The sequence below is a fragment of the Candidatus Nitrosocosmicus sp. T genome, assembly GCF_054408485.1.
On record NZ_CP166992.1, the window covers coordinates 2,788,207 to 2,812,105 of the forward strand.

The 23,899-nt window shown below is 33.0% G+C and carries 23 protein-coding genes and 1 pseudogene; 12 read left to right on the top strand and 12 right to left on the bottom strand.

The window, feature by feature from the left end:
• The first annotated feature begins 4 nt into the window (after window positions 1-4).
• Window positions 5-664, top strand: coding sequence for an MBL fold metallo-hydrolase (locus AB0A59_RS14370; protein ID WP_458744877.1), 660 nt, complete (start codon window positions 5-7; stop codon window positions 662-664).
• 79 nt (window positions 665-743) lie between these two features.
• A complete protein-coding gene (locus tag AB0A59_RS14375; protein WP_458744879.1) occupies window positions 744-3,557 on the top strand; it encodes a peptidylprolyl isomerase in 2,814 nt (937 codons plus the stop codon).
• 31 nt (window positions 3,558-3,588) lie between these two features.
• On the opposite strand, the gene AB0A59_RS14380 is transcribed toward AB0A59_RS14375, so the two are convergent.
• The gene (locus tag AB0A59_RS14380; RefSeq protein ID WP_458744881.1) at window positions 3,589-4,569 is read right to left on the bottom strand and encodes a deoxyhypusine synthase; all 981 of its coding nucleotides are present in this window, start codon (window positions 4,567-4,569) and stop codon (window positions 3,589-3,591) included.
• A gap of 109 nt (window positions 4,570-4,678) precedes the next feature.
• Between AB0A59_RS14380 and AB0A59_RS14385 the strand changes: the two genes are divergently transcribed.
• Together AB0A59_RS14385 and pyrI are read left to right on the top strand one after the other, a co-directional pair.
• Window positions 4,679-5,791, top strand: coding sequence for a deoxyhypusine synthase family protein (locus AB0A59_RS14385; protein WP_458744882.1), 1,113 nt, complete (start codon window positions 4,679-4,681; stop codon window positions 5,789-5,791).
• 36 nt (window positions 5,792-5,827) lie between these two features.
• The gene (pyrI, locus tag AB0A59_RS14390; protein WP_186434165.1) at window positions 5,828-6,289 is read left to right on the top strand and encodes an aspartate carbamoyltransferase regulatory subunit; all 462 of its coding nucleotides are present in this window, start codon (window positions 5,828-5,830) and stop codon (window positions 6,287-6,289) included.
• A 232-nt stretch (window positions 6,290-6,521) separates the two neighbouring features.
• Here pyrI and AB0A59_RS14395 read toward each other — a convergent pair whose 3' ends face one another.
• Both AB0A59_RS14395 and rqcH read right to left on the bottom strand, forming a co-directional pair.
• Complete coding sequence (locus AB0A59_RS14395; protein ID WP_458744884.1) at window positions 6,522-7,091, bottom strand: CBS domain-containing protein; 570 nt, start codon at window positions 7,089-7,091, stop codon at window positions 6,522-6,524.
• Between the two features lie 84 nt (window positions 7,092-7,175).
• Window positions 7,176-9,185: a ribosome rescue protein RqcH gene (gene rqcH / locus AB0A59_RS14400; protein ID WP_458744885.1), complete on the bottom strand. Its 2,010-nt coding sequence runs from the start codon at window positions 9,183-9,185 to the stop codon at window positions 7,176-7,178.
• Window positions 9,186-9,435: 250 nt separating this feature from the next.
• Here rqcH and AB0A59_RS14405 point away from each other — a divergent pair, with 250 nt between their 5' ends.
• The 4 genes and pseudogenes from AB0A59_RS14405 to cobM all read left to right on the top strand — a co-directional run bounded on the left by AB0A59_RS14405 (window position 9,436) and on the right by cobM (window position 11,888).
• Window positions 9,436-9,729, top strand: coding sequence for a hypothetical protein (locus tag AB0A59_RS14405; RefSeq protein ID WP_458744886.1), 294 nt, complete (start codon window positions 9,436-9,438; stop codon window positions 9,727-9,729).
• Window positions 9,730-9,739: 10 nt separating this feature from the next.
• Window positions 9,740-10,327 (top strand): precorrin-6Y C5,15-methyltransferase (decarboxylating) subunit CbiT, encoded by a 588-nt coding sequence (gene cbiT / locus AB0A59_RS14410; protein ID WP_458744887.1) that lies wholly within the window; start codon window positions 9,740-9,742, stop codon window positions 10,325-10,327.
• 39 nt (window positions 10,328-10,366) lie between these two features.
• Complete coding sequence (gene cobI, locus AB0A59_RS14415; RefSeq protein ID WP_458744889.1) at window positions 10,367-11,098, top strand: precorrin-2 C(20)-methyltransferase; 732 nt, start codon at window positions 10,367-10,369, stop codon at window positions 11,096-11,098.
• Window positions 11,095-11,888, top strand: a pseudogene (gene cobM, locus AB0A59_RS14420) (precorrin-4 C(11)-methyltransferase). The gene cobI and the pseudogene cobM overlap by 4 nt, the downstream one beginning before the upstream one ends.
• Here the strand turns inward: cobM and AB0A59_RS14425 are convergent.
• A complete protein-coding gene (locus AB0A59_RS14425; RefSeq protein ID WP_458744891.1) occupies window positions 11,881-12,177 on the bottom strand; it encodes a hypothetical protein in 297 nt (98 codons plus the stop codon). The pseudogene cobM and the gene AB0A59_RS14425 overlap by 8 nt on opposite strands.
• A gap of 396 nt (window positions 12,178-12,573) precedes the next feature.
• On the opposite strand from AB0A59_RS14425, the gene AB0A59_RS14430 reads away from it, so the two are divergent.
• The gene (locus AB0A59_RS14430) at window positions 12,574-12,837 is read left to right on the top strand and encodes a hypothetical protein (protein WP_144730631.1); all 264 of its coding nucleotides are present in this window, start codon (window positions 12,574-12,576) and stop codon (window positions 12,835-12,837) included.
• Between the two features lie 106 nt (window positions 12,838-12,943).
• Complete coding sequence (locus tag AB0A59_RS14435; RefSeq protein WP_458744893.1) at window positions 12,944-13,636, top strand: hypothetical protein; 693 nt, start codon at window positions 12,944-12,946, stop codon at window positions 13,634-13,636.
• Window positions 13,637-13,653: 17 nt separating this feature from the next.
• On the opposite strand, the gene rnz is transcribed toward AB0A59_RS14435, so the two are convergent.
• Both rnz and AB0A59_RS14445 read right to left on the bottom strand, forming a co-directional pair.
• A complete protein-coding gene (gene rnz, locus AB0A59_RS14440; protein ID WP_458744895.1) occupies window positions 13,654-14,583 on the bottom strand; it encodes a ribonuclease Z in 930 nt (309 codons plus the stop codon).
• 7 nt (window positions 14,584-14,590) lie between these two features.
• The gene (locus AB0A59_RS14445) at window positions 14,591-15,493 is read right to left on the bottom strand and encodes a ribose-phosphate diphosphokinase (RefSeq protein WP_458744896.1); all 903 of its coding nucleotides are present in this window, start codon (window positions 15,491-15,493) and stop codon (window positions 14,591-14,593) included.
• Window positions 15,494-15,627: 134 nt separating this feature from the next.
• Between AB0A59_RS14445 and AB0A59_RS14450 the strand changes: the two genes are divergently transcribed.
• Window positions 15,628-15,753 (top strand): hypothetical protein, encoded by a 126-nt coding sequence (locus tag AB0A59_RS14450; RefSeq protein ID WP_458744898.1) that lies wholly within the window; start codon window positions 15,628-15,630, stop codon window positions 15,751-15,753.
• A gap of 50 nt (window positions 15,754-15,803) precedes the next feature.
• Here AB0A59_RS14450 and AB0A59_RS14455 read toward each other — a convergent pair whose 3' ends face one another.
• The 5 genes from AB0A59_RS14455 to AB0A59_RS14475 form a co-directional block, all read right to left on the bottom strand.
• The gene (locus AB0A59_RS14455; protein ID WP_458744900.1) at window positions 15,804-17,918 is read right to left on the bottom strand and encodes a hydantoinase/oxoprolinase family protein; all 2,115 of its coding nucleotides are present in this window, start codon (window positions 17,916-17,918) and stop codon (window positions 15,804-15,806) included.
• Window positions 17,919-18,004: 86 nt separating this feature from the next.
• Entirely contained in the window at window positions 18,005-18,808 is an 804-nt protein-coding gene (gene murI / locus AB0A59_RS14460) for a glutamate racemase (protein WP_458744902.1), read from the bottom strand.
• Window positions 18,809-18,857: 49 nt separating this feature from the next.
• On the bottom strand, window positions 18,858-19,250 hold the full coding sequence (locus tag AB0A59_RS14465) for a metal-dependent transcriptional regulator (protein ID WP_458747621.1): 393 nt from the start codon (window positions 19,248-19,250) through the stop codon (window positions 18,858-18,860).
• Window positions 19,251-19,428: 178 nt separating this feature from the next.
• On the bottom strand, window positions 19,429-19,791 hold the full coding sequence (locus tag AB0A59_RS14470; protein WP_458744904.1) for a hypothetical protein: 363 nt from the start codon (window positions 19,789-19,791) through the stop codon (window positions 19,429-19,431).
• A 321-nt stretch (window positions 19,792-20,112) separates the two neighbouring features.
• Window positions 20,113-21,765: a PQQ-dependent sugar dehydrogenase gene (locus tag AB0A59_RS14475; protein WP_458744905.1), complete on the bottom strand. Its 1,653-nt coding sequence runs from the start codon at window positions 21,763-21,765 to the stop codon at window positions 20,113-20,115.
• Between the two features lie 199 nt (window positions 21,766-21,964).
• On the opposite strand from AB0A59_RS14475, the gene AB0A59_RS14480 reads away from it, so the two are divergent.
• Window positions 21,965-22,606 carry a cyclase family protein gene (locus AB0A59_RS14480; RefSeq protein WP_458744906.1) on the top strand — a complete coding sequence of 214 codons (642 nt, stop codon included), beginning with the start codon at window positions 21,965-21,967 and terminating at the stop codon, window positions 22,604-22,606.
• Between the two features lie 129 nt (window positions 22,607-22,735).
• Here the strand turns inward: AB0A59_RS14480 and AB0A59_RS14485 are convergent, their stop codons facing one another.
• A complete protein-coding gene (locus AB0A59_RS14485) occupies window positions 22,736-23,848 on the bottom strand; it encodes a hypothetical protein (protein ID WP_458744908.1) in 1,113 nt (370 codons plus the stop codon).
• Window positions 23,849-23,899: the final 51 nt, after the last annotated feature.

The following is a 23,899-nucleotide window of genomic DNA, read 5'->3' on the forward strand; positions in this document are numbered from 1 at the left end:
ATATATGATGAATATAGAGGGGATCGAAATAAGGTGGAATGGCCATGATGGTTTTAGACTTGAAGTAAATGGTAATAAAATTTATGTTGATCCGTATAAATTAATTTCTTCGTATGCTCTCAAGAGTGATGCAGATATACTTTTGATTTCTCATAATCATTTTGATCATCTAAGTATAGAGGATATTAATAATGTAATAAACAAAAATACAAAAATAATTTGCTCTCATGAATGCATGGAAGTATTAAAAAATAATTATGCAGATAATGAAATAATCCCCTTAAAACCCAAAGAAGCAAAGATTGTTGGAAATATAGAAATAAGAGGTATAGAAGCATATAATACCGATAAAAAATTTCATCCGAAAAAGGATGAAAAAATCGGATTTATCGTATATGTAAATGGCTTAAAAATATACCATACAGGGGACACAGATATTATTCCAGAAATGGAAAATGTAAATCCTGATATTTTATTTGTGCCTGTATCGGGTACTTATGTAATGACCGCTAAAGAAGCGGCAAAAGCCACAAATGAGTTAATCAAGCCCAAAAAAATCGCGATACCGATGCATTATGGATCCATTGTTGGAACAGTCAAGGACGCTGAAGATTTTTGTAATGATGTTAATATTTGTAAAACCGCAATAATGGAAATTGAATAAATTTGTCTAATCAAACATCATCACTACGAATGATTAAATATTAAGTAAAGTTTAAAAAATCATAATTAGCGTGTAGGTAATGGCAGGAAGAGAGTTTTTAAAATCAGAGAAGAGTCATAAGGCAACTAAGTATCTTCTCATAATCGCAGTATTATGTTTAGCTTTTAGCATTGCATTCATTCTTAGAGCATACCCAATCAAATACGGCTTTTATTTAAATGAATTTGATCCGTTTTTTGATTATAGAGCTACTGAATATATAGTAAATAATGGAATTGGACCATATCTTGAGTGGCATGACTACAAGTCATGGTTTCCCGATGGCAGAGATATTGCTGGAACATCACAGTCAGGCTTACACCTAACTGCGGCCATGCTCTACAAAATTTTTGGCATTAACATGTCTTTGATGGATTTCACAATATGGTTTCCGGTAATCATAGGATCCGCATCCACCGTTCTTATGTTCTTGGTAGTAAGAGCTATAACCGGAAGTACCATCCCAGGATTAATTTCATCCCTTTTCTTTGCTGTAAGTCCTGCGATAATTCAAAGAGGAAATCTAGGATGGTTTAAGTCAGAGCCACTAGGTCTTTTCTATGGGTTAGGAGGCACATATCTGTTTTTATCTGCCTTAAAGGATAAAAAATACAAATTTTTGATCCCAAAAGCGATTTTTGGGGGAATCTTAATCGGACTTGCAGTAACCTCCTGGGGTGGAGCTCAGTATTTCGTAATCCCTATTGGTATCTTTATAATAGTCCTTGGATTTGTTTCAAAAGACCTTAAAAATAATTTAGTGGTAGCGGCTCTTTTTACGGCTTCAGTAATCTTAGTTGCCGGTGCTTTTCCGAGACCAGGTATGTCATTTGTTCTGGGATTGCCAGGCTTATTGTTAATGACTAGCACGTTATTCCTATTAGTCACTACAATTGTAAGGTTAAAAAGTTCTGAGAGAAGGACTACTTTAAAAACTGCAGTAATTCTAGGAATTTTCGTAATTATAGGAATGTCCATAGTAGTCGGTGGCTTTTACAAAGTGCCTTCCTTTAGATATCTCAATGCAATAAACCCATTCCTTTCTTCAGAGAACAAACTAGTAGAGTCTGTTGCAGAACATTTCACACCCACGATAGTGGATTACTTTAGACAGTTTTCAATTCTGATCATTTTTGCAGGACTAGGAATATGGCTAGCGTTTAAGAATAAAAATAATACCAATATGATTTTCGCATTGATAATAGGACTTACTGGAATTTATCTAAGCGCAACATTTGCGAGGCTTTTGGTATTTGCCTCGATAAGCATCATAATTTTATCAAGTATAGGAATTTATCAATCAATCAGGGCCATAACATCGATCAGAACAGAAGCGGAACAAACACTAGCGCCGTCAAGTATGAACGGAGTAAAATCACAAAAGAATACGAAACTCAAAAAAGTATTTTTACCATATGCAGGATTTGCGTCCATTTTGATAATAATGTTGACCATTCCTATGGTTTACGATGCTAATACAAATTGGATTACCTCTGCAGATGTTCCTACATCCATTGCTAATGGAGGCACCAATTATCGATTAACAACGGACGATTGGATAGAGACACTAGATTGGATGTCTAAGAACACACCATCTGATTCGGTGGTAACAGCATGGTGGGATTATGGATATTGGATAACAACGTTGGGAAATAGGACATCCATTGCAGATAATGCAACAATTAATCAAACAAGAATAGAAACAATAGCAAAAATGTTCATCAGTCCCGAAGAAGAAGGATGGAAAATTGCTAAAGACTTAAAATCAGACTATATTTTAATATATATAGTTGGACAAAAATTGCCGTCTTTGGATCCCACCAATCCTAGTCCTCTATATGTTTTAGGAAGTGGTGGAGATGAGAGTAAAAAACATTGGTTTATTCGAATAGGTGGATTTAATGAATCAGAATATGTAGAATCTAATGGAGATACACCAAAACAAAAGTACTGGGATTCGCTTCTGGGGAATATGATGCCGTTTCAACCCGTTGGATTCTTTAACCCAAGTAGTGGAACATTATCACCAGCATACCAGCCTAATGCAATACCCTTTTACGTACAGGACATAAAGTATCCAAAAGGTAACACTTCAGAACCACTATCATTAGAATACGCTTCAAAGAGTTTTGAAAGTGATGATCCAGGATTATTTTTTGGAGTGTTGGTGTACAAAGTGAATCATAATTATGAAACAAACAATGTAACAAACGGTACCAACTCCTCCTCCACCTCCACCTCATCCTCTGCCAATACTACTCTAGCTAGCAATGTAACAAACGGTACTTCAAATTTAGTTTTAGAATCTAATATTTTAAATAATATCGACAATACAACATCAAACAATAGTATGACTAGTACCACAAATCACACAGCAATTATTGAAACTACTCAAGGTCCAATAAAAATTGAGTTTTATCCTGACGTAGCACCAAATCACGTCAAGAACTTTCAAGATCTGGCTAGTAAAGGATTTTACGATGGAGTAGTATTTCACAGAATAGTACCAGGTTTCGTTATTCAGGTTGGAGACCCAAATACAAAAAATGACAACAGTAGTAGAGATACTTGGGGTACAGGAGGTCCCGGGTACACAATAAATCAAGAGTTCAACAGTCTACCTCATGAAAGAGGAATATTATCAATGGCTCGAACAAATGATCCGAATAGTGCTGGTTCACAGTTTTTTATTGTATTAAATGATTCGAAATTTTTGGATAATCAATATACAGTATTTGGAAAAGTAACCGAAGGGTTAGAGATTGTTGACAAAATTGCTAATTCAACTACTAACGCAATGGATCAGCCAGAGGATCCCAATGCAGCTCGAATCAATAAAATCATCCTTCAATAGATCGTAAACTCCATCCAAGAAGAACACTTTTTTATTTTGATATCAATGCGTAGTAAATAAATGGTAACACAACGCTCACATCTGCATGAATAGTAACTTGTTTAGCTTGTGTAGTAACCTTTCCCCATGAAATAGCCTCAGCAACTGGAGCTCCGCTTAAACTTCCGTCCCATTCAGATGCAGTTGTAACATAAACGGCATAGTCCAGTCCACCCCTATACTGATTCCACCAGAGAGTATGATGTTTCGAAAGTCCTCCCCCCATCATGAAAGCTCCAGTCTTTTTTGCATCAAAAATAATCTCAGATAACATTGTCTGATCTTTTAGGATATCAATTTTGAAATCTTTATGAGATTGATTAAATAGCCAAATCTGGTTCCCTACTGCACCATCAACAATTCCAGGAACAAATACAGGAATATTGTTCTTAGATGCCCAATACAAAAAGGATGATTCGTTTAAATGACTTCCAATATATCTAATTATTTCAGAAGGTGCAAATTCTCGTGAAGATTTTGAATTATGATATAGTTTTTGCAAAATAGGCTGAACTTTATTTTCAATAAGAGGTCCATAATTCTTATTTGGTATTAAAATGTTACCTAATCTATGAATATCTTTCTTTAGTAGAAATTGATCATCCAATCTAAAATCACCTTCATAATATGAGGAAAATGATTTTGCAATATCATGATCTAATGCACCGCATGTTGTGATAATACAATCAAACATCTTGTTCTTTATCATATCACGTACAATACCTCTGTTCCCCGTAGACATAAGGGCACCAACGAATGATATGAACCTCGTGCAGTTTTTTTCATTTTGCATTTTTTTGAGTATTTCAACACCATTAGCTAAATGTCTCCCCTCAAAACCACCAGAATCAGTCATATTTTTTAAAATCTGGTTTATCGATGTTTTTTGGTTTATAGAAATATCCTGTACATCCTTGGATAAATAATTCGAACTATCTTTAGCATCAACATCTTTTTTTTTGACTTGTCTCAACAAAAAGATGTAATATTTTCACATTAATAAATCACTTTAAATTATAATACTTTACTTGTGTACTCTAACTAGATTACAATTATAATAAGTTCAATCTAGAATAGATGGATTGAACTATAACCGACATAGTTTTTCAGGAAAAAAAATTGAACCCCCGGAAATCTTTGCTGATATGAAAATATCAGAATTGATAAATTTATTCAGAAATACAGGCTACAATGCAAGAAGACTAGCAGAGGCGGCAGATATAATGAAAGAAATGGTGGAATCTGGTGCGACAATTTGTTTAACTATAGCTGGAGCATTAACACCAATCGGCTTTGGAAAGATTATATCAACTATGATAGAGAACGGTTTTGTTGATTGGATTGTTGCAACAGGTGCAAATGCATATCATGATTTACACTTTGCATATGACTTGCCGGTTAGACAAGGCCATTTTGATGTGGATGATGATATATTGTATTCGAAGCAAATCGTAAGAATTTATGACGTATATATAAAAGAATATGGGACACTTCAATCTCAGGATTCGATAATACAAAAAAATATTCAAAACATATATCAAAAACATATTGATATTACCAATAGCTCAACTGCTGATCTATCTTATTTAATAGGAAAAGAAGCTGCAGAAAAATCCAAGTTCCCTGACAAATCATTCATGGTTTCAGCATACAAATCTAATGTACCTATCTATATGCCAGCACTCAGCGATTCTTCAATCGGATTGAATATGCTACCTTCAATGCTTGATGGAAAACCATCTATAAATCCTATAAAAGATATTGCGGAATCAACAGCAATTTTGTGGAAAAGTGATATTTCAGGCGGATTAGAGTTGGGTGGAGGAGTACCAAAGAACTTTTTTCAACAGACTGGCCCAGCGCTGTATCAAATATTAAAAATAAAGGAAGGAGGACATGATTTCCTAGTCCAACTCACTGATGCAAGACCCGATACAGGTGGTCTATCGGGAGCGACATTACAAGAGGGTAAAAGTTGGGGAAAGATTAAGACCTCACACAAAGGAAACGTAATAGTTTATGGCGATACATCGGTATATTTTCCAATTCTTTGTTCTTATTTGCTAAGTGAATGCAAACCAAGGAGTAAAAAACAAATTTACAAGAAAAAAGATTCCTGGGTTGAAGAAATGAAAACACAATATATGAAAAAGAAAAAGCCAAAAAAAAGGATGGATAAAATAATAGGAATATAGAAAAAACAAAAAATAGCCTAAGGTATCTGTATAAATATGTCAGAATTCAATCAACTTTTGGTAAGAAGAATAAGAAACGGTACTGTTATTGATCATATAGAATCGCCCAGGGCGCTTCTTGTTCTCAACATATTAAATATTACAGGTCAAGAGGGAAATGTAATAACAGTAGCATTAAACGTACCTAGTGTTAAACAGAAGAAAAAAGATATTATAAAGGTAGAAAACAAGTTTTTGGAAAAGAAAGAAACCGACAAGCTTGCATTAATTGCTCCTAATGCTACCATCAATATTATTAAAGATTATAAATTAACCGAAAAGAGAAGGATTCAGCTTCCTGATAAGATAATTGGTTTTTTTAAATGCCCTAATTTAAGATGCATTACAAACACAGAAGAAGGATTAAGTTCAAAAATCGAAATAATTGACAAAAAAAATATACTATTAAAATGTCAATATTGTGCACGATCTATAACCACGAATGAATTAATTAAATAGAACACAAATATCATGATGATGATGATGAAGTTGGCTTAAAATGATGAGATAGAAAGCCGTTTTTGTTTTTTTGTTATTTTCAAAATGATCTGAAGAAAGACTGAACATTCTATGCTACGAGCTATAAGTCATATATATAAATGAAAAGTGTTATCCCTCTCCTCCTTCTACTTTTCCTCCACTAAATGCAACAATCTATATGATCAAAAATGCTTGCAGATATCTGTCACTTTTACTCCCCTCTGCAAACTTCACAGGTATAAGAACCATCAGCATAGAGTAGAAAATCGGACCATTCACCGCATTCGTCACAGTATCCAGAAATATTGCGTGGAGAGCGTCCAATCTCGCCTCTTATAAGCAGTGATTTTTCAGAAACTACATCAAATAATTCCGGCGTAACCGCAAGAACATCGGATACCGAAATAATTCCGACTAAATTATCTTTATGGGTCACTCCTAAACGCTTAATTCCATGTTGTCGTAAAAGTCTTGCAGCAGATGTAATACTTTCCTCTCCAGTAATAGTAATTAACTCTTTCATTATATCCGATGCTTTAATTTCAGAAGGGATTGAACCGACAGCTATTGCTTTGGAAACAATATCCCAATCAGTAATTATTCCAACCGGTTTATCGTTATCTAAAATAATAATGCTTCCAATCTGAGCATTAGTCATAAGTTTTGAAATTGTAACAAGGTCATCGTTAGGTCCTGCATGAACTATAGGGCTATTCATGACATCGCTGACTAATACTCGAGTTGTCATGGCAGTAGTTTCATCTCTAATATCTTTAGACACATCAGATCTTTAGAGTTTTAATTTAATTACTTTTCTATTCTTCTTCCCATTGATACACATCAGATCTTTAGAGTTTTAATTTAATTACTTTGGTAAGAAACTACTAAAATCATATTTTAATTCGCCTTTTTCAATAGGCAATAGTTTGAATTGACCTACCGGCAAGATTCTTACTATTTCATCTATTGATAAATTCTTTAGATAATGTATTAACCGTTCAGGAAACTCATTTTTTATAGAGTAATCTACAAAATCAGATTTAATCTTTTTTGAAGCCTTTACGACATCAAAACCAGACGGGATCATATTTCTTAAAAATACGGATCTTTTTAAAATTGCAGAGAAGGGTCCGACAATAAATAGTGGTCGGTCTTCAATGAAAGACAGACCAATTGCAAGTTTTATTTCCAAGTTTTTTACAAAATTTCGCTTGCCTTCAATTATGAATGCCCCCTTTGGAAGATACTGACCCGTAGGTGCGCCTTTTTTTACCTGAGAAGGATAGACCCAATATGCATCAGCAGAAGAAAGATTATCCTTCCAAGACCTACTAAAAGATATAGTTGCCTGAGCAGTTTCAATGATACTTTGTGACAGATCTGCGCTGGTTTTGTTATTAGCGTTCTTTAATATAAAGAAAGGAGAACCATTGACCTCTGCATGAAAAATATAGTCGTTTTCTGTCATATGTCTTCTTATAAGTACTGAATTTGACGATGAATCCCTGCCACCTATAGCTAACACATCATCAGTTGTAAGAAACCATCGATATTTTTCATACCATTCTTTATTAGTCAAAATCTTAATTTCTGCTAATGATGGTTTTTTGTTTTTCTGTTTTTGAATTTTGTCCATTTGTTCAAGTAATTTTGAATGGGAATTTTCTATGGTAATCAATCCTCTTTCCATATCCTTTGCAACATTAAATAACAAGGAAGAAATTTTTGGGATGTTAGAGTTTCCTATATCTATAGCTATTTTTTCATCTACAATTTCCAGATAATTCTTACCTTTTATGCTCAAAATTTTAGCATCCGAATCATGAAGTAATTTTGCAATTGAATGGTTTTCTGGATTCAACACACCGTCAGTCTCTTGCATAAGCAGATTGGCAAAACCTCTGAGCTTGTTTGATTTGGAAATAACAAGGTCTTTAGCTTTTTTCTGCTCATTCAAATCATGTTCTAATGACTCGATCTGCTTCTCTAATTCAGAATTTCTCAATGAACCAGTATGTAAAACGGAATAGTTTAGCAAGTCATCAATTGCATCAGTGTACAAACTATATTTTCTAACATTTTCCGGAGGAACATCTGATGGAGTTATTGGACTTACATCTGCAGGATCATTATCATCATCTAAAATAATGCAGGGTTCATGTCCGAAACCGGTTAAAATATTTCTTATTAATGAGGTCAATTCTTCGAATAAGTTTTTAAGTTCCACTGAAGTCAGATCTTTGACTTTCTTGTTAGAGATTTTACTATTTTGAACTGCCAATTCGATAAATTTCTTTGAAATTGATAACGTTCGTCCTAACCATTTTTTTATATCAATATTCCCCTGGTCGCTATTTTTGATTAAAGATAAAAAATCGTCATAATCTAAAGATAACGGGTCAGCTCCTCTAGAAGGAGGAGGAAAATATTTCAATCCAGGTTTTAACACTCTATGTCGAACGTTAATGGGATTTAGAATATTCAAAATCTTGTGAGATTCATTGCAAATTATTATGTTGCCATGACCAAATAGTTCGACAATTAAATAGTATTTCATTCCTTGAATAGATTGAAAAACAAATTCAACTATTCGTTCTCCAGATACGACAGAGACATCAATCAGTTTTGAACGTTCAAGATCGGTCTTAATTTTTTTTAAAGACTCATTATCCTCAATAATAGAATATTTATACTTAGTAATACAGATTCCTAGGGAAGAAACCAGTAGGGAAACATCATTTTTTTGTGAATGATGAAATTTTATGATCAGAGCATTTTTTGTTATAAGAGAAATATTGCTTACATAGTAAACACTATCAATAACTTCTTTGATGTTATTTACAATATATCTAAGTTCAATCTCTGAAATAGCCATCTAAATTTATCATGATCTAATTGAATATAATAAGATACAATATACACCAATATACAGAATTTGAGATTAGCAGAATCAAATGAAATTGAATTCAAGAATAAATACTAAGATTGAAATATTACAGGATTATGGTAAGCGTTGAAACCAATGAATCTTCCCCATAAGTTCATCTTGCTTGGAGGCTCTTGTTTTCTTAACCGAAGAAAGTAGGAAATAAATGTGGTTAATCAAAAACTAATAGCGCATATCATTGCTAATAGAAGATAAAATATATTATTTAAGAGTCGTTATGGCTGCAGTCGCAGGATCCATTTTGGGCGCCATTGTAAAACCTAATTCTGATCAATCCAATACCATAGGATTAACAATATTAATAGGCATTATTTTTTACTCCATATCCCAGATAATTGCAACTAGGATGGCTGGGGACCTTCCTAAAGAAAAAAAGAAAAAAATAATCACAATAGCAATTTTTGGCTTTATTTTCATGTTATTTACATTTATGGTTTTAACCTATACGGTATTAAACCAACATATAATATGAAACGATGGAAATGATCTGGAATTATAAGACTCCTGGCATTCCTGACGAATTTTTTGATAGGATAGACAACGTACCAATTACAAAAGAAGATATTCGTTCGATAATAATTAGTAAATTACGACTAAAAGAAGGGTTTACAGCCATAGATATTGGATGTGGTAGTGGTAGTATAACTGCGGAATTAATTCTTCAAACCAAAAGTAAAGTTTATGCCATAGATATGGACAAGGTTGCGATTGACCTAACAGAGAAAAATTTAACAAAATTTGAGGTCTTAAATGACGCCACGATTATACATGGATTAGCTCAAGACGTTTTACCCACATTGCCTAATGTTGACGCTATTGTAATAGGTGGAACTACTGGAGAAACAGAACATATAATAAAATTAGCTATTTCCAAGCTAAATGAAGGGGGAAGAATAGTGGTCACATCCATCTTGATAGAAACTATATATAATGCACTTAAATCTATGCAAGATTCAGAGTTGCAGGAGATAGATATAACCCAAGTGACTATTGCAAAGGCAAAAAAAACTGGCTCAGGTACTATGATGATTTCAAGAAATCCGGTAATAATTTTCTCTGGTACAAAGTAAAATACAAAAACTTTAATTAATATTTTTTAAAAACCATCTATGGGTAATTCTACATTATATTGTGTTGGCTGTGGTCCTGGTGATCCCGATTTACTAACTTTGAAAGCAATCAATATTATTAAAAACGCTGAAGTGATTTATACTCCAACTGCAAGAGAGAATAAACCTAGTGTTGCTTTGTCAATAGTCGAAAAATTCCTCACCAAAAAAACTGAAGTTCGTCAGTTAGTTTTTCCCATGGTAAAAGATTACGAGAAATTAAGAGAATATTGGAAGACTAATGCCAAGGAAATAGCTGATGCGGTCCGAAATGGAAAAAAAGCAGTTTATTTAACTGTAGGTGATCCATCTCTTTACAGTACTTGGATATACATTCATAAAGAAATGTGTGAAAATTACAGGGACATTGAGATAGAGATAGTACCAGGAATAACATCGATTTTCTCTTTTTCCGCCGAAATCAAAACACCAATAGGAGAAGGAGAAGAGATAATAGGAATAATCCCCGCTTGTTATAATCTGGACAGATTAAAAATAGCAGCAGAATGTTGTGATACACTTGTATTCTTAAAGGACGGTAGGTATTTTAATAATGTAATAGACATACTAATGGAATCAAGTTTTCCGGAGGATTCAGATGTTTTTATTGCTGAAGACGTCTCAACCGATAATGAAACATTACAAAAAAGGAAGCTTGTGGACGTGGCAAAAAACAAAAAAGAAAACAATGATAAGTACTTTTCAATAATGATTGCCAAAAAGAAAAAATGATTCAAAAGAACACAGTTTATTTTGTAGGTTCAGGACCTGGCGACCCTGAATTAATTACAATTAAAGCGAAGAACCTTTTAGAAAACGCTGATGTAATAATATATTCGGGATCGTTATTAAATCCCGAATTACTGAGGTATGCTAAAAGAGATGCTCAATTACACGATGCAGCGAAATTAGACAGATTAGAAATATATGAAATTCTAAAGGATTCTACAAAAAATGGCAAGTTGGCGATCAGATTTCATGATGGAGACCCAACTATTTTTAGTATATAAGAGAACAAATTGACAGATTAGAGAAAGATAAAATTGAATGTAATGTTGTTCCTGGGATCACTTCACTTCTTGGTGCAGCAGCATCTATGAATCTAGAATTAACTCTGCCTGGCATTACTCAAACGATAATCATAACTCGGGCAGAATTCAGAACACCTGTTCCAGATAGAGAACGAATTTCAGAATTGTCAAAACATGGATCGACCATGGCATTTTATTTAAGTGTGCATTTACTTGAAAGAGTTATTGAAGAATTATTGAAGGGCGGAGTCTACACCACCGATACACCAGTTGCAGTAGTATATAAAGCAACATGGAAAGATCAAAAAATACTTAAAGGTACTCTTGATACCATTACAAAGAAAGTAAAAGAAGAAAGAATTGTTAAAACTGCATTAATAGTGGTTGGAGATGTGATAGCACCAAAGAAATATGAATTTTCCAAAGTTTATGATTCACAATTTACCCATGGATATAGAAAAAGTAAAGAGAGTAATCGGGCTCTTAATTGAGAGGGATACGCTGTAATTCTTTTTGATTTACAGTCGTCCACGCCCCCATACCGCGTCCGTTCGTTCCGTTGAAATCTATAATTTGACTCAATATGATTTCTGTAGGAGCCATTGGAGGCCATAGCATTGCAACATAATCGCCCTCATTACCCGCTTTATTCATATCTGCCAAAGCTAATTTTTCTGGTTTCAAACCAATTTCACCAAGTCGTGATTTAACAGTTTCAAATAATTGCTTTTGACCATGAACTATTATATGAACATTTTTTTCGGTATCATAATTTGACATACTAAACTAAATACTGCATATTTATAAAATGATTACTAATTATCGATATTTATAATAAAATTCCCAGGCATTACATTTTCATTTTCATTTTAACCAGTCAAAATACCAATACCAGATAAATGAAAATTTAACCTGTTTTGAAAAATTTTATTATAATATCATATGGATAAATTGACGTTACAGACAATTACAAAGGATTTGGTTCACTGATTATTCAAGCTCCAAACATTAATATTAAAAAAATAGTATAAAGTTGACTTAATTTGAAAATTTTATATGAAACTATATTATTAATTTGAAAAACAACTTCACAGAAATAATGTTTAAATATATTTAAAATTCGTCAATACTAATTAAAAAACATTTAATACCATCCTTGATTAACTTAGATGCAACATGACATTACCAAAGGGATTTGGTTCTCAATCTAATACTCAAAAGAACAGAACATTTGATGAATGGTGGGCAACCGTGCCGGGAGATTTGAAAACAAAAGCTCGCAAGGGCGATGAAGCCAACAAGGTTTTATTGAATCAGGTAAATTATGTATTACTCCATCTTCATCTTCAGGGTAAACACGATACAAAACCGTCACATGAAGAATTAAAAGACTGGCTTCATAGCGGTCAAGTAGACGTAATGCGTCAAATTAAAAAATAATTTTTTTTGTTAAAGTAATATTTTTTTATTATTTATTTAATATAACATAAAAACAATAAAAATAAAATATATATAAATATACTAATAGATAAAAAGTATTCGAGTTTTGAAAAGAGGTAGCCATATAGCAATTTTTGATACTTTTAAAACTCATCAAGTAAAATCAACTAGGGAATCTAAGAGACAAAGAGGAATAATTGCACACATAGCATCAGAAAAAGACCCGAGTGGAAAAACTAGAACTTCAATAGCGCATATTTTAGCTAAGAAATATGGCATCGCCTGGCAAAATATTTACTCCGCTATTTTTAAAGATCTTGACGAGGTATTGATACCAGCAAAGGTAGTAAAAGAGGGTGGCAGATTGCCAATAAAAAGGGGTCCCAAAGCCCTTCAAATCCAAGGAATACCATACTATGAGCTTACTAATATTGGTCTCATTATTGCATCAACTATTGAAGAAACAGGGGATATTAGATTGCGAATGAAGCTGCTTGAGATTTATCTGTTAAATTCAAATGTTAATAATACAGGCATCAATGAAAATAATGGTATAATAAATGACGGCATTTTGTTACTATCACGCTATGCCCCGACCTTTATTTTGAAAATAATAAACGAGTATATTGTGGCATACAATCGTGGAGAAATAGAAAGACTAGACAGGCTTGATATAGATAATCTGAAGAAAGTAATATCTAATCAAATAACAATTGAAAAAGAATTGGTAGAGGCCTGTATGGTGTTATCTAATGATAAGAAGGAAGTACTAAAGAACTTTATAGAAAAGATTAGTTAATAAACTGCATCTTGAGGTTACCTCAAGTAATGAACCGGTATTATTTTCAGGTCGAACGCTAATTCGGTATGAAAGAATACCGATTTGGCTTCATTTAATAAGATATGGAGATCTTTATATCTACTGCTAAAGTGGGTCAGACATAATCTATGTACTGAGGCCATTTTAGCTAGAGTGGCAGTTTCGATAGCGGTAGAATGATAGGATTCCGTAGCCTTTGTATGTTCATTGGATGAGAATGTTGATTCGAAGATCAGTAAATCACAATTTCTAAAAAAATTACACAAACTGTCAGATGGACGCGTGTCTCCAGAAATACCAATTTTCCTACCACGTCTTGTTGGGCCAACGATATCATGAGAATAAAATAATTTATCATCATAAATAACATCAACACCTTTTTGAAGTAAGCCATATAATTCTCCTTCAGGAATACCTAATTCTTTTGCCCTTCTTGCGTTGAATTCTCCGGGTCTTTCATTTTCAAGCAAACAATATGCATATGAACAAATGTTAGGACCATGCTCAGATCTACAATATAATATCTTATAGTCCTTCTCCTCTACAAGAGTTCCTTGAGAATTAGGAATTATATGAATATCTACTTGAAAAGTTAATTTAATCTGAAGTAGTTTCATGTTCTCAATTAAGAAATTATAAAGTAGTTCTGGACCGAAAATATCAACTGATGTCTTTCTGCCTTGTAGTGATAGTGTTTGTAGAAAACCCAATATACCCAAGATATGATCAGAGTGCATATGGGTAACGAATAGCATAGTTTTCTTATTAAATCCCAATCTAGTACGAATAAAATTATATTGCATTCCCTCCCCCGCATCAAAAATCAATAAAGTTCCATTTCTATTTACTACAAGGGAAGAAAGCGATCTGTCTTCGGAGGGCATCGCTGCGGATGTTCCAAGAAAAATAACTTCGAGATTTACCATAGGAGGCTCAATCACGTGACAAAATGGAGGTCAAGGTATTTCCAATCTCGCTACTCAAATCAATCTTTGAACAGGATCTTGGAATACTATTGGTAGAAACAATCTCATTTATTCCAGAACTTTTCAACAAATTTATGGATTTTTCATCCGCTAGAGCGTGAACGCACATAACAAAGATTTTACTGCAATTGTTATTTTTTAATATATCCACAGCCCTTAGTATAGTTCCTCCACTGGATACCATATCGTCAAGAATCACAATATCTCGATTCGTAACTGTAATATCTAGTTTATCATCCATGGTAATATCTCCAGTGAATCTATCTCTATTTTTTTTTAACCCAATAAAAGAAGCATTCATAATCCCAGCAAACTCTTTTGCTCTAGAAACTCCTCCAAGGTCTGGCGACACAATAACAGGGTCCGTTAAATTAAAATTGTTTGTGGCATATTTTGCCAGCAAGGGCATAGAAGAAATATTAAAAATATAATAATTGAAATAAGATAATGCCTTAGTGCTGTGTATATCAACTGTTATCAGATTCCGGGTTCCAAAATATTCAAACAGTTTTGCTATCATAGACATAGTCACACATTCTCCTTTCAGAAATATTCTGTCTTGTCTTGCATAACCCATGTAAGGAATAACAGGAATAACTTCTGAAGCGCCAGAGTTATTACAATATGACAGCATCATCAAGGTTTGTAAAAAATGTGAATCTACAGGAGGATAGGTGGATTGTACAACAATGCATTTTTTATCATGTAAATTCGCATTAATTCTTATTTTACTTTCTCCATCAGAAAAAGTACGTAATTCAACTTCAACGGGATCAACATTTAAACATGAAGCAATAGAATTCCCCAGCTCTACTGAAGAAGGTCCCGGCAATATGACTACATCTTTCATGACATGATTGAAATAATACGAGAATCTTAAAAATGTTGAACTATGATTGACATCATTTATCAAATATGATCAAATTTCTACAACCTATTAATTGGATTGATATAATTGAGACGTAGGTGCGTAATAATATCATATTGACAAAATATACTATTGAAAAACATGATAAAGGATCAGACAAGATCGAGAGAATATCCATACTCAAGAATATGATTGAAAATTATTTACCACTTCATGTGACAAATATAAAGCACCCAGCGTGACATAATTATGTATCAATATGATTTTATATTGTGTGCAATAAATATAATGCCTATTGCTTGATAATTAGCAAGACCTCGGTATCAATTTTATCTAACTGTTCTCTAATTGCTTGAATTACTTGTTCATTTGCGTTTAAGCTAGAAAAATCCAATAATTGAAACCCATCAACCAATTGAACATTTGGAGATAGATCAGAATTTGAGGAAAATCTTGAGATGATTGATGGGAGATCTGAAGATATTTTGGTTGAAAATCCATGTATCAATTTACCATTATCCAATGAGAGACGCACTCTCCCAAATTTATCTAATATCAATATAGATTGCATTGTTGTTTTAAAGAATAATTTTTTTTTCTGATATATATTAGTAAAAATACAATAATTTCCTAGTTTATGTTTTAAGGTAACATCTCCATCATGATGAAATAGATCTTTTGCAATCATGTCTAATTCTTCTTGCTCTAATTCTTTAGAACCGATATTATTCAAATCTAGAGCAACATTACCTATAACAGTGACTCTCAAAATTGAACGATCGCTTATATATTCCGATTGAACAGATAGTGAATCTGGAGATGCATTTTTTCTAATAGCTACATCCTTAGTCTCAGTTATTAATTGAGTAACATCTTCAGGAGTAGGATTATTAATGGTTTTCTCTTTCTCTTCATAAATCATTCCTGTGGCTACACCTATAGATGAAATGACATCGGCGTACTCTGCCTTTTTGTATTCAAAACTGAGTTTCTTAGCAACAAGTGGTACCAAAACGGAAGCACCTCCTCCTCCTCCAATAACTATTATTCTGTTCTTTGATAATTTGTACTCTTTTATCATTGGAATTATATAATCTGATATCTTTGAAACAGAAATATCTAAAACTTGTTTAGCAATTTGCTCAGGCAACATTCCCATATAGGTAGCCAATTTCGTAAATGCGATTCTAGCCGAATCCACATTTCCATATGCATTATCATTCTTAGGGATGAGACCTAAGGCATTTGCGGCACATGTATTGGTAATCCCGTATGCTTTTCCTCCGGGAACTTTGATACTAATATAGTCATTTGGATCGTTATTAAGTGGACTAAGAGGTACGATTTCACCCTTTATCAATTCATCAGGATCGGCAAAACAAGAATACTCCAATCCAGCAATATGTGAGGATCGAGGACCGACATCAATAATTTTTCTCTTTGATGAAAGCCTCAATAAAGATCCACCAGCAACCCCACAAATTCTTACATCAAGTGATCTTATACAAGTTGGATGTTCCATAATGTTCACATAGCGCATTTCAGGCTTTCCATCTTTAATTATACTAATGTTAGTTGAAGTGCCACCAACTTCAATAAATATGCCTTCTAAAACCTGCAAAAAAAGCAAAGCACCTACAACACTTGCAGCTGGACCCGAAAGCACTGTTATTATAGGCTTGTGCAAAAATGAATCTAATGTGGTTACACCGCCGTCACCTTTCATTATCATTACCGGTACATCTATACCTAAGTTATTGACTGCAGATTTAACATAATTTGCGGTACTCGTGGCTTTTGGAAGAATGCTAGCATTAATTGTTGCTGTTAAAGTTCTGATCTCTAACCCATAAATTCCCGTCAATTCATGTCCGGCAGTGCAAGGAAGTTTAGAATGCTTCATTACAAATAATTCGTTACTTGGATCATCGACTCCGAAAGCCTCACTTACGACTATTGATTGAGCTCCCTCGGAAACTAAATTCTCTATGGATTTTTCGATTCCAGGTTCCTCTAAATATTTAGAGGTATCCAAAAAGGTATAACAGGTTTTTAGAAATTTATTAGAATTTAGAGATATATCTTTAATGTGGGTTCTTTTGACGACATTGGTTTTTTCCATTCCCACTCCCATTCCAATAATTCCAACTTTTGATACATCTCCTTCAAGAAAGGCATTTACTGCTTGGGTAGTACTATGGGAGATCAACTCTATTTCTTCATGGTCTATATTGCACATCTCAATTAATGAGGATAAGGCGTTAACAATACCTACAGAAACACCCCCTTCTAAAGTATGTGTTGTTGAAACAGATTTTTTTCCCAGTATTTTTTTTTCAAGTACATCAATAGCTACGGCTTTGGTAAAGGTGCCCCCTACATCTATTCCGATCCTAATTTTTTTCATACCTTTTGTTCACTCGCTTTCATAGAAACCAGAAAAACGTTTGTTTCATACATTCTAAGTAATTTAAATGCTACCACATCCAGGAGTTACATTTGTAGCGAGACATCAAATATTATTTCTTTAATTCCCATATATCTAAGAATTGACTGAAAGTTTTTTTTATCTGCAGAAACAAGAATTTCGAGTTTGCCTTTGCTATTCTTATTCTTATCAAAGTCTCCAGTATATTTAAGATAATTCTTCACTTCTTTTGCAACTTCAGCTGAAGAGTTTATGAACTTGATGGATGGCAAAATAGATTCAATATAATTTTTAACAAATGGCAAATGAGTGCTACCCAATGCAATAACATCAATTGTGTTATCAATATTGGAGTCAATTATTTCTCGAATTTTATCATAGGTAAATTTCTGATCGAACAAAAATAATCCACTTTCAACTAGATTAATAATCTCTGAAGAATCTACCTTATCCACAAAAATCTGTTGAGGTATCTCTTTTTTTATCAAGTAATTGAACTCTTTACTATGAAGTGTACCTTTCGATGCCATTATTGCTATGTGTTTTTTCCTAGTCAAGTTTATTGTCTTATCTAGCGGTATTTTTGTTGAAATGATAGCTGTCGAAAAATTGTTTTTAATTTCATCATAAATTTGAACAGAGGGTGTATTTGATGCCATTACTATTAGTTTTGGCTGATATTTCTCCAAAAATTTAATGGATTTTAGTATTATTGACTTTAATTCACTCTTAGTCTTATTTCCATATGGAAAATTTTTTTTATCTGCAAAATACAAAATGTTCTCGGAGGGAATAATTTTCCTCAATTCTCTCACAACAGATAGTGAACCCAATCCTGAATCAAAAACCGCAATTGGCCTATATAGCATATCTAACGGTATTTAATAAAGAGGTAAAAATGTTTGAAATGAAATGAAATTATCTTCCAATACAACAACTACCCTCTGGAATATTATATCCGTGGGGACAGATCTTAGGATGTTTTAACAGGGTGCATAGTGCATCGGTAAAAATTTCTTTCATATGATGTTCAATGCCACAAACCATCTCTTCATCTACATCGATTTTTAAGGCATCCCTCATAAGCACTTCTAACAGTCGAGTATTTCGTATCATTTTTTTTCCAATGTTCTCACCCTCTTTTGTAAGCGTCACTATAGAACCCTTTTTATAATCAATTAAAAGAGAATCATTCAACTTATGAAGCATTTGAACCACTGATGGTTGAGTGACATTTAAAATTCTGGCTATGGAACTAACTTTTAACTCTTGGCCACTTTCTAAAATAGACCACATTGCCTTCAAATACATTTCAACATGCTCGGCTTCTGCGGTGCCTACATACAATTGCTCTGGGAGTCCAGAATTTTTTGAATAAACAGTCAATGTATATTATTACACAGTATTATTTTTTAACTTTATTGATTCAAATTTGATTAAAGGAAAAAAATGATATGAATTAATTCATTTTTATAGAGCCTTAACAGACTTATTGCAATATAGAACGATCTAAATTTCGTTCGTTTTTCTTAAATTGTAAAAGGACCTGTTTTTTGTTCAATATCAATTCTACTGACTGGATTTTACTTTTGTAAAAGACAACCTTTTTTCCTTTTTCATTTATCACAATTCTATCAATAAATAAAAGTCCAAGATCCTTAAGTTTTCTTATTTTTTTGTATGTCGAACTAATAGGCAAGTCATTTTCCTTGCAAATTTCAAAAACGGTTTTGGAATCTTCGATGGTAGACATTATAATCTTGTAAGAAAATCCATCAAATAATTCCTTCAATAAAATTGAAGCATTTTTATCTTCTTGATTCAGTAAATATTGCTGATCAGATAACATCATTTAGGCTACCCTAATTGTTAGGCTATCCTAATATTTAAACGGTGTTATATTTATCAAGTTTACTCTGCAAATTTTATTCTGATTTTTCTCCAGTTATACACACTATGATAAATATTTTCAAATACTATCGGAGTTATTGCAATATTTGATAGATTATAAAGAGTCTTGTTATGACTTAACACATTTTGACTACTATTTATATAGAAATCGGTTTTTTGTTATTATACAAATTATGTAGTTGTTTTCTATATTTAGTTATATAGAAAAGATGTCTAAGCAGATAAATTATTACAAACAAAAAAGTGTATAGAGTAGGGGTCTTTATTTTACAACAATCTCACCAACCATCGAAGGGTGGTAAATGCAATAATAATTAAAAGTACCCTTATTATCAAATTTTAAGGTGAATGCCTGTTTTGAAAGTATTGCGTCTGAATCAAACAACTGACCCTCATCAGGATCGCTGTCTGACCCAGAAGTGGCGGTATGTGATACGGTATCTGCATTATACCATGTAATTGTTTCACCAGAATTTATAATAATTGGATTTGGTGCATACGAGTTGTCACCGCTGATACCGTTAATTGTTACCAAAATGGAATCCTCAGGTACAACACTAGATTGTGATGATGGAGATTGAGCCTTCGGAATGCTACTTTGTGAGATTGGCAATATTTTGTACAAATCCCCTGTAAAGCTTAGGACATACAGATATCCGTCAGGTCCTACCTGGATGTCAGTAATTCCACCGAAACCTTGTCCAAACGTAATAGGAATACTTTCAACAGTATTATCCACTTTTTTATCCACTAATGCAGATGCTTGTCCTACATAAGTATTATTTATGTTAATATCATCACGGGCCTCATTCAAAGTAAATCTATATAAATTGCCATTATTAATGTCACCTACAAACATATTATTTTCATATTCTTTACCCAACTTATCTGAATTCAAAAATTTTAGTGCAGTCGGACCTATAGGAATATGCCAAGTAAATTTGGGTTCTGCATATTTTCCGTTTCCAAAAATTATTAGATCACTTGGGGTTGCCCCGTTACCCAATAGATCATCGCCAGAAAATCCCTGAATTAACGACCAGCCACTGTTAAATCCAGGAAAAACTAGGTTGATCTCATCGCCTGCCGTAGGACCATTCTCGGTATCCCATAAATTACCAGTCATAGGATCAAAATCGATCCCGAAACTATTCCTAATACCCATTGCGTAGTAAACACCTAAAGGCAAGTCAGTACCAAAGATTGGTTCATCATCAACTAATCCGCCATCTTGAGTAATTCTGAGAACACCGCCTAATCCATTAGGTGCTGGACCATTTTCTATATTTTGTGCCTGCGTCCTATGGCCTCCAACTTCTCCTATTATCATATAGACGTTATTGTCCGGTCCAATTGTGACTTTACCTCCATTATGATCAGTTCGATTAACATTATTCGGAATCGCAGTCAAATCCAATAGAAGAACAGGATCTATTAATTGGCCATCTACATACTGATAACGATATAGTCTATTTCCTAACGGGTCTATATTATTAGATACATCACTACCATCCTCATTATTTCCAGATTCGGTATAGGATAAGAAAACAAAAGTTTTTCCATCTAGATGTTTAGAAGCAACAATCCCTAATAGTCCACGTTCGATTTTTGTAGCTACCGGTAGATCAAGTAAGGGATTATCCTGTACCTGACCATCGAGTACCCTTATAACCTTACCAGTATTTTTTTCAGTAACTAACATATCATTATTTCCCACAAAAGTCATGCTAGTTGGAAATTTCAAATCGGAAGTAACCTTTTCAACAGTTAAACTATCATCATTAATTGTCGGTCCATCAGGAGATGGTAGAGCTTTAGAGTACGCTCCATAAGAAAAATAAACGGAAGAATAGTTTGAAGATAATAGTATTAAAATAATAGCGAAAGAATAAAGCAATAGTTTAATGTTATACACAAGTTTTATCAACAGAAAAAATAAAGCACGAATTAATTAAAAGGTTACGTAGTATTGTTTTTAAAGATATTCACCAAAAGTAAGAGATTTAATGTACACAAGTGTGTACTTCATCTAATTATTAATAAGAAATACAGATGTAATTTAGAAATTATGAATAATGCTAAATAGGACCATTGAAAACCTCATTTGAGAACAATTGCAGATAATCGATTTAACACTGGATATTGATGAATATATTCAAGTTTTTCCAGATTCACCGAAAGTAAACATTTTACAGTGGTCAAATTTTCACAATCACAAATATACTTCAGAAGTATTATTTGCTAGTACCCATGTAGGCACCCATATAGATGCCCCCTATCACTTTCAAGAGCATGGCACTACAGTAGAAAAAATTCCTCTTAACAGGCTAGTAATTAAAGAAAACATAAAAGTGTTAAAAATTGAAAAAGGAGATGATGAAAAGATCGAAGTTAGTGATCTAAGAAATCATAAAATTATGAAGAACGATACCATCTTAATTAACACAAATTGGATATTTAATAGATCTTTAGACAAATATTTTAGTAAGAACCCCGGACTATCTAAAGCCGCTGCAAGATATCTGGCAGACCTCCAGATAAATCTGGTAGGAATTGATAGTCCCAGCATTGATCCTGCCACCGATCATGACTTTAATTCTCACAGAATTTTTGGCGCTAATGATATTCCAATAATCGAAAATCTGATAAACCTAGATAAACTACTACTCAGTAAGGAATTTACTTTTATGGCATTACCATTAAAATTAAAGAACTGTTCTGGTTCTCCCATAAGAGCAGTGGCCATAATAGCTTGAATGAATCACAAGAGTATAGAACAGCAAAAAAAGACTTTGAAATCAGTCGAAGTAATTCATCTTTTAATGGTTAAGAATCCAAATCCTGACAAATGTAATAGAAAAATGGTTTTTACATTTGTATGGATTTTAACAAATGTTTTTTTTCTTCTTAGATTTTGTAGTATTTATTAGGCCAACCAGTCTATAACCATATTCAAAATTATGTTTAACATGATTAATTCCATGAGTCAAATGTGTTTGGAATTTACCATCCAAAATATTTTCTATGTAAAATTGGACCTTTTTGATTGAAATTTGTGAATGCCTGATTTGTTTATCAGATAAGGAACGTCCAAGTTCGGATTCGATTTCGGTTTTGAAATCTTTTAATCCAACGAGCTTACCATAGCGAAGAACTTTACTATAATTATTGCATATGTCATGCAGTTTTTGTACTTCTTTTTCGGGTAATACGGATAAAGATTTTTTGACTTGATCGGGATCTCGCTGAACAATCTGTGCTAATCTTAATACCATTTCATCTGTCATGTGAATTGTGTTTACTAATTTAGGAGTATAGGACTGCTGAGTATTATCTCGTTTAATAGCAGTATAGGTTTTTTTCACAGGAGAAGAAGGCATCTCAGCAGTATTTAGATTATCAATTAGCTCTTTTGGATTTTTAAATGATTTTCCTGGCAAAAATTGTAGTTCTCTTGATGGATATGAATAAACATGCTCTATCAAGGATGATTTTTTGGATTCATAGTAAGTCTTTAACTGAAAAAGAGATACCTTTTTGCCATCTAAATCGGACTTGAAAAATATTATAGAAAGGACATCTACTAGTAAGCTAGGAAACTGGATTTTCACATTTTTATCAAAAGTATCGTATGTATGAAGGAAGTCATTGCAAATTTCAAAAATAACATTGTCAAAAGTAGATAAAGTAAATGGAATAGAATTGACCTGTTTTTTTATCAAATGATCTATCAAAAACTTGTATGACATTATAAAAAAATCATATACGTCGCTCTTTTGTAATACAAAGCTATTTTTTTGTATTACAAAAGTTATTGTCTTTAATAAAATCATATATGGATTTACAACCTTAATCTCTGGAAATATGGTTTGAAAATCCTTCATTATAGTAGTCATATAGTCATCATCACTTTCTAAATTATCAAGCCAATTAATTCCAAGTTCTTTATAACTTTTTTTAAACAGAACGTTGAAATCACTATTTGAGTCGCTATCCATTTTTAGACATGCTATATGGTATTTTTTTGTTATTAAACATTAGAAAATAAT